This is a genomic window from Salinicola sp. MIT1003 (genome assembly GCF_001858555.1).
Taxonomy (GTDB): Bacteria; Pseudomonadota; Gammaproteobacteria; order Pseudomonadales; family Halomonadaceae; genus Salinicola; species Salinicola salarius.
Genome location: NZ_MCAP01000011.1, coordinates 438,828 through 446,308 on the forward strand (window position 1 = coordinate 438,828; position 7,481 = coordinate 446,308).

Here is a 7,481-nt window from a genome sequence, read left to right on the forward strand (position 1 = left end):
CACGAAGGCTCAGGCGACCGGAGCGAGTTTTACAACTCGCCTCGCTCAGGAGTAATCGACTTCTGCTTCAGAGTAGAGACCAGACACCAGATTGATGAACCGCTCTCTCCCGGTACCGCGTTTCGAAGCCCTGAACCACCAGGCGCAGGCGGGGTGCGGTACGCCGTGAGACGCCACTGTTAGCTGGCCGCCGAGGAACCTTCTGGCCTTCGAGGAGACGAAGATCACTTGGTCGGGTTTCAGCGCAGCTACCACGCCGTTCAGAGTATCGCGGGACACCCGCAGATCCGCTTCATGAGGCTTCAGACTCAACCCCTCGACCGCGGGTCGCTGAAAACCATTCATGAAGGCGACGTACTTGAAAGTATTGTCACTTTCGGGGAACCCTGCCTCGACGAGTGCCTGCTCCAGTCGTCGGTAGATCGTATGCCCCCTTGGTCGCCACCTGCCGGCTGACTTATTGAGAATTCCTCGCGTGTGAATCCAGCGAGGTTCGCGTTCACCAGTCAAGTCCGCTTCGCTGCCTGCGTACCAGCGCTCCGCATCCATATGAACGGTGCTATCAGTTGGAAGGTAATGACTCTCCGCAATCATGAGGATCTTGTCACCGAGCCGCCCATACTGGCTGCCAACGAAAGGCCGCATGCGCGGATAAGCCTTGTAGTGGGGCAACTGGTCAAAAGCCGTATCGTAGTCCTGACTATAGTGAATCATCTTTTCAGTCATATTAGTCACTGGGTCCAACTATTTGAAAGCAGCTCTGCCTGCTTGAGAATCAGTTCGATAACTTCCGGCGACTTGTCCGGCGGATACTTGTAGCGCTGCAGTGTGCGGCGCACCAGGATACGTAGCCTGGCACGTACGCTTTCGCGGACCTGCCAGTCCACGGTGGTGGAGTTCCGAAGCTTATTGGTTACCTCGACCGCCAACGCTCGTAGCGTGTCATCCCCCAACTCACGCACGGCGCTCTCATTGGTAATCAAGGCGTCGTAGAAGGCGATTTCATCGGCGTTCAGGCCAAGTGCTACGTCGCGCTCCATCTCGGCCTGGAATTGCCTAGCCATGGCGATCAGTTCCTCGATCACCTGCGCCGTCTCGATTCCCCGGTTGTTGTACTTGCGCAGCGTCTCCTGCAAGCGATCGGCGTACTTCTTCTCTTGCACCACGTTGCTGCGTGTTTTGGCCTTGATCTCATCCTTCAGCAACTTCTCCAACAGCTCGACGGCCAGGTTGCGGTAAGGCATCTGACGCACATCTTCCAGAAACTCATCGGAAAGCAGGCCAATGTTGGGCTTGTCGAGACCGCAGAGCGCGAACACATCCGTAACATCTTCGGCGACGATGGCGTTATCAAGAATCTGCTTTAAGGCCGAGTTTTTCGCTTCCTCGCTCAGCTTGCGGTCCACGCTCGTGGACTTGACCAGCGCCGCCTTCACCGCCGAGAGAAACGCCAGCTCCTTGTGCAGTTCGCGTGCTTCGTCCAACGTGCTGCAAAGGGAGTAGGCCTTATTCATGGCCAGCACGGTATCGAGAAAACGCTTTTTGCCGTCTTCGAGGCCGAGAATGTAGTTCGCGGTGGGCACCAGCAGTTTGTGGGGTGCTTCCTCGAAGCCGGTGTAATCGAAGCCATCGCTATTCGGCCCTTTGGCAAACATGCCGTGAACGACATCGAGCTTCTCCAGCAGCAGCGCCAATGCTTCTTCCGCGCTGTGCGTCGGCTGGCCCCTGCCTCTGGAGTCGGTGTAGGTCTTCAGCGCATTCTTCAGCTCATTGGCGATACCAATGTAGTCGACCACCAGACCGCCGGGCTTGTCCTTGAATACCCGATTTACACGAGCAATGGCCTGCATCAGGTTGTGGCCTTTCATGGGTTTATCGACGTACATGGTGTGACAGCAAGGCGCATCAAAGCCCGTCAGCCACATGTCACGCACAATCACCAGCTTCAGCGGGTCAGCGGGGTTCTTGAAGCGCTTTTCCAGCCGCTTCTTGGTCTGCTTGTTGTAGATGTGAGGTTGCAGCAGAGCGTCATCGGCGGCGGAACCGGTCATGATGACCTTGATGGCGCCTTTTTCTGGATCATTGTCATGCCATTCAGGGCGCAGCGCGACGACTTCGTTGTACAGCTGGGCACAAATACTGCGGCTCATGGCGACAATCATCGCCTTGCCTTCGATCGCCGCGTTGCGGGTTTCGAAGTGCTCAACCAGATCAGCAGCGATCCGACTCAAGCGGGGTTGAGCGCCCACGAGCTTCTCAAGGCGACTCCACTCGCCCTTGGTGCGCTCTCGCGCCCCGGTGTCCTCTTCGTCCTCGATAATCTCGTCGACCTGCCCGGACAGCTGCTCGATCTCCTCGCGGTTGATCTCCAGCTTGGCCAGACGCGACTCGTAGAAGATGGGAACGGTGGCGCCATCGTCGACGGCGTCCTGAATGTCATAGACCGAAACGTAGTCGCCGAATACGGCCCGCGTGTCCTTGTCTTCGCTGGAGATCGGGGTACCGGTGAAGCCAATGAAAGCCGCGTTGGGTAACGCATCGCGCATGTGTTTGGCGAAGCCAAACTTGTAGCTTCCATCCTGCTTCAGGGTTGCCTTCAGGCCGTACTGACTGCGGTGGGCTTCGTCGGAAATCACCACGATGTTGTGACGCTCGTTCAGGGAGGGATGCCCACTCTCGTCATCCAGCAGCGCAAACTTTTGCACCGTGGTGAAGATGATGCCGCCGGACTCACGCTCGGCCAGCAGGCGACGGAGCGTCTCGCGATCTCCCGCTTGTACCGGCTCTTGCTTCAGCAGTGTCTGGGCGTTGCTGAAGGTCGTGAACAGTTGGCCATCCAGATCGTTGCGATCCGTGACGACGATCAGCGTCGGATTGCCCATCTCTGGCTGTTGCAGCAGCTTGCCCGCATAGCAGCACATCGAGATGCTCTTGCCGGAGCCCTGGGTATGCCACACTACGCCCGCTTTCTTGCTGCCGGGCACGACTTCCTCGCCATAGGTAGCGCGCCTCTCGCCAACACCGCTGGCTATCTCCCGCGAGGCGATCACGGTCGCCTTGACCGCTTCACGCACCGCGTGGAACTGGTGATAGCCGGCAATCTTCTTGATTACCTTCTCCGCGTCAGTCTCGAACAGCACGAAATAGCGCAGATAGTCGAGGAACAGCTCACGGTCGAAGAAGCCCCGTACGAGGGTTTCCAGCTGCCACTCCAGTTGCGGCTTGTCATCCTCATGCTTAAGCGTACGCCACGGCATGAAGCGCTCTTGATCCGCCGTCAGCGAGCCGACACGCGTCCAGTAGCCATCACTCACTATGATCGCTTCATTGGTGACGAATAGATCTGGAATTTCCGCCTTGTAGGTCTGCACCTGATTGAAGGCATCCCAGATATCGGCAACCTCGCTGCTGGGACTTTTTAGCTCGATCACCGCCAGCGGCAGACCGTTGATGAAGCAGACCACATCAGGTCGCCGAGGCTGTTTGGCACCCGTTATGGTGAACTGGTTGATAGCCCGGAAGCGATTGGCTTCGACATGCTCGAAGTCAATCAGAAAGGCGCGATCATGGACGGGCTCATCATCCTGCTTGTACTGCACCGGCACGCCGTCCAACAGCAGCCGATGGAATGCGCGGTTGGCCAGCACCGGGTCGGGACTTTCCGGCTTGCTAACCTGCGCCACAGCCTGCTGGATGGCGTCCACCGGTAGCTGCGGATTGAGCCGCGAGAGTGCCGCCTCGAGATCGACCAGCAACAACACCTGCCGATAGTCCTCCCGCTCAGGGGCAGAGCCATCGGGCGCGATATCCGGCCCACTAGCGGTTTCCCAGCCGGTCTCGCTGAACCATTCGAGACAGAGCTGCTCCAGCTGATCTTCAGTCATCTATTGCACCTTGAAGGTCGCGACTTGAGGGCCGTGCCATATACGCCTGCATATTGTGAGTCGGTACTTGAGGGAAAGCCTGAATAAGCAGATGATTTTGCAGCATTTTCTTTAGGTACTGGTTACGCAGGCTATCGGGTTCTCGTTGTACCAGTTCAGCCAGACAGGCACGCGTGATGTAATGACCATCACACAAGTCCAGAATGACTTTCTCGAGTTCCTTCGGGGTCACACGCCTCTTATGACGAGGCAAGCTAGCCATGTCCTCCAACGTACTCCTTAAAGTTGGGGACAACCGCTTGAGATCATGGATCATTGGCGCTGGCAGATCAGTTGTCAGCAACCGACCATTCTTATCGTAGCGCTCGCTACCTAACGACGTCTCGCTATCTACAGAGCCCGATCCGCTATCTACGGAGCTCACTGCGTTATCTACGGAGCCCTCTACATTATCTACAGGGCGCACGGAGCTATCCACGGAGCTCGTGTCGAAAAAAGAAGACTCAAGATATTGATTTCTATCAATAACTTCATCTTCCTCACTAACGAGACGATCTGATGGAGTAGATACCATGGTATCGCCAAACACCTGCTCGGGCGTGGGTAAGCTTTCGCCAGGCAAGTGGTAGACCGTGCCACGGCCATGCCCACTTGCCTTCAAAAAGTCCAGTTTTGCTAACTGTTGCAACGTCGCAGTAACATCACGGGCATGCTGGGTGGTGATTTCGCAAATTCTTGTATGCGTGATGACCTGCTCTGTGGCGGCAGTAGCGAGAATCAGTCTTTCGAATCTGGGAAGATGAAGAAAAGCCTCACCAAACATGTCGGTCAGTTGATTCAATATTCCATCAGGAAACAGTTCCAGCATCCTCAATTCCAGCAAAGTCTGTTGAGGTTCCAATTTTTGATATAAAGCCGGGCGCCGCCAATGACGCCAATCCCAACCACTATAAATCTTGGGCAATCCTGAACCTGCCCGCTCTCCAAGGCCTATCATTAAAAACATCTGATGCATAATTCTATTACGGCAATCCGATAGTCCTCCTTTTACGGCATCTTCCTGCGGAATGCGCATATCGCCAGGATTACGAAAGCCAAACATGTCCGGGCGTTTAACTATCAGAACCGGCACACTGCCAGAATAATCAGCATGTACCAATGTGTTAATCAATGCCTCTCGAATGGCCTCATGCACTGGCGTATCATCTTTTCGTCGCCCTTCCGAAAGTTTGAAGGGCACCTTGAGATCCGCTGTCAGCTTTCGATAGACGCGTCGATAAAAGTCGAACAAATTGCCTGACCAGCTCCCATCTGGGACCAGACGATCTATCCATCGAAGCTCTGTTTTAGCCTCCGGCCGCTCCTGGTAATCCACGAAATAGTGAGGAACGGCTTCCTGAATGGCTTCCCAACGCCCAAACATCAGCAAGCCAGCCAATGTCAGCCCTTCTTCACCTGTTAGTCTATCTCTCCTCCAGCCACGCAGCTTTTTTAAAAACGCTTTGTCATCGAGTTCAAGATAGTGATGACCAGGCTTCGCATCCTTGAGCATCTGCCGATAAATACGCAAACTATCTTTTTCGATATCTCCCATATCAAAACCGCGAAGGATACGTGCGTCACGTTCGTCCTCGGCCTGCTCAGCCAGCATGCGCCGCACCACTTCATTAGTCTGCAGCTGATCGCCACTATTCAAACGCCGGTAAGTACCTGTTAGAGGGTTGCCCTTGATGAAGACAGGCTTGTCCTTGCGGGCTGCGACAGGCACATGAACCTGTACTAGTGTTTGCCCATCAATTTCAAGCACCCTCACGCAATGATCATGGAGGATATTAACGCTGGCTTTCTCAGGGTTATTGAGTCCAGCCCATAACTCATCAATGATTTTCTGGGGGTTAACGATACCTGCCAGCTCAAAACACTTTCCCGACTTTTCAGCGACACCGAGGAGAATGTCGCCTCCATATGTGTTGGCGAAGGCGCTATAGGTCGGCCAGAACTCCTTGGGCAAAGCGCCCTTGCCATCGCGGCCCTGGGCCAGCTTGCACTCGACGTCGACGCTCTCACGCAGTGCGACGATATCTTCCAAAGAGTCAATTTCCAGCATCAACAACCTCAATTTTGTACGCGCTGATTTCTTTTTATCGGCACAACGACTCTCGTCATAAAGTCACAGCGATTCGGAATGCTCGAAACTGGCTTGCTTCAGTTGCTGGTTAATGATCTTTAGCGGATCACGCAAGGCGCTCTCGAAGCGAGTCATATGCCATACCATCCACTCGATCATGCCCGGCCAGTTTGCCTTGTCATAACCGTCCACAGCCTTGGTGTACTGGAGGCGACAGGCCTTCTTGGCCGGTAACGGTAGCCAGACCAGCGGTTCGCCGAAGCTCGCTTCGATCGCCTCCTTCTGCGCCTCCAGCCGATCGAATACGAAGGCATTGGCTTCAGCGTGCCCGTTCTGAAGGCTTAACCCGATGCGTATCTCGTTTTTACCAAAGGTAAGCTGATAGGGCATGCCGCTGATGCCGGAGCCAGCGCTAAGCCAGTGGTCCTTCATCGGACTAATATTGTTATAAAGCGAGCAATGACTGTTATTGAACGCCTCCAGTGCCTGCTCCCAGAAGTCCAGCCGTAACCGATGTCGATGCTTCTGTTCGGTATCGGCACTTTTCTCCTCATCCTCCTTGGCAACCATGCCGATCATGAACTCCGTGGATTCCGGTGTCGGTATGATCTGCTCGACATTGAGGAACAGCTCGCTACCAGCCTGATAGGGCGTAACTTTAAAGCACTTGCAGGTAATCCCGAACTGGCTTAGCCAGAGCACGGTATTGGTCACTTCCTTGCGATAGCGCGCCGCGACGAGAATGAGACGCTGCGTCTTGATGCGATTGATTTGAGCGGCTTCTAACCCATCGACTTCCAGAAATTCGACCAGATTGTCCACGGCATTAGCCGGTGATTGGTCAGCTTCCTGCGCCTTCTGATTGAGATAGCGTTGGTAGATATCGACGACCTGTGACTTGCTCAAATTCGCGCAGTACCCGGCATATTTCAAAGCCTGCCAGATCACGTCACGCCCGGAATCATCGAGTTTGTTCTCGATGATCACCAAGTTGCCATCTTTATCGATGGCAAGAAGATCCAGTCGCTCACGGGTATCGTCGAAGCCATCGAACTCCTTCTGGATGATCAGTAGCTCTTCGCCATCCGTCTGCGCCAACGCCTGTGGGCAGTTCTCCAGCCACTCCTGGAGATGCTTACGCTCGCTAAAGCCCAGCTCGCCAAAGCGTTTGGCTTCAAGCGGGGCAATGCGGTTTTGGGCCGAGTCGATTTTATACATGGGCGGCTTCCTGCGGTTCGGCCCGCGCCTCTTCGACGCTGGGAATTGTCAGCTCTCCAGAGAGGAGTTTAGGGAGGAGGGTGTCTCGCATCGCTGCAAGCGAAGCCAGCTCGTTACTATTCACTTTGATTAGCTCGTCAAGATCCCCTGCAGTTTTTTTAAATGCCAATAGTAGGCGGTCTCAATGACCAAGTGCAACACGTGAGCCATCAGGTACGGTGTTGCCATGACTTACTGCTATCGCCATCTCT

Annotated in this window: 4 protein-coding genes; all 4 read right to left on the reverse strand. The window is 54.8% G+C overall.

Going from position 1 to position 7,481, the window contains the following annotated elements:
- Window positions 1–45: 45 nt before the first annotated feature.
- A complete protein-coding gene (locus BC443_RS07210) occupies window positions 46–714 on the reverse strand; it encodes a hypothetical protein (protein WP_139284260.1) in 669 nt (222 codons plus the stop codon).
- A 17-nt stretch (window positions 715–731) separates the two neighbouring features.
- Window positions 732–3,884 carry a type I restriction endonuclease subunit R gene (locus tag BC443_RS07215; protein ID WP_071231145.1) on the reverse strand — a complete coding sequence of 1,051 codons (3,153 nt, stop codon included), beginning with the start codon at window positions 3,882–3,884 and terminating at the stop codon, window positions 732–734.
- The gene (locus BC443_RS07220; protein ID WP_071231146.1) at window positions 3,877–5,991 is read right to left on the reverse strand and encodes an RNA-binding domain-containing protein; all 2,115 of its coding nucleotides are present in this window, start codon (window positions 5,989–5,991) and stop codon (window positions 3,877–3,879) included. The genes BC443_RS07215 and BC443_RS07220 overlap by 8 nt, the downstream gene beginning before the upstream one ends.
- A gap of 63 nt (window positions 5,992–6,054) precedes the next feature.
- On the reverse strand, window positions 6,055–7,230 hold the full coding sequence (locus tag BC443_RS07225; RefSeq protein WP_071231147.1) for a DUF4268 domain-containing protein: 1,176 nt from the start codon (window positions 7,228–7,230) through the stop codon (window positions 6,055–6,057).
- Between the last annotated feature and the right edge of the window lie 251 nt (window positions 7,231–7,481).

Excerpts from the sequence above, each read along its gene's own strand:
- BC443_RS07210 (WP_139284260.1), bottom strand. The coding sequence starts at position 714 with ATGATTCACTATAGTCAGGACTACGATACGGCTTTTGACCAGTTGCCC.
- BC443_RS07215 (WP_071231145.1), bottom strand. The coding sequence starts at position 3,884 with ATGACTGAAGATCAGCTGGAGCAGCTCTGTCTCGAATGGTTCAGCGAG.
- BC443_RS07220 (WP_071231146.1), bottom strand. The coding sequence starts at position 5,991 with ATGCTGGAAATTGACTCTTTGGAAGATATCGTCGCACTGCGTGAGAGC.
- BC443_RS07225 (WP_071231147.1), bottom strand. The coding sequence starts at position 7,230 with ATGTATAAAATCGACTCGGCCCAAAACCGCATTGCCCCGCTTGAAGCC.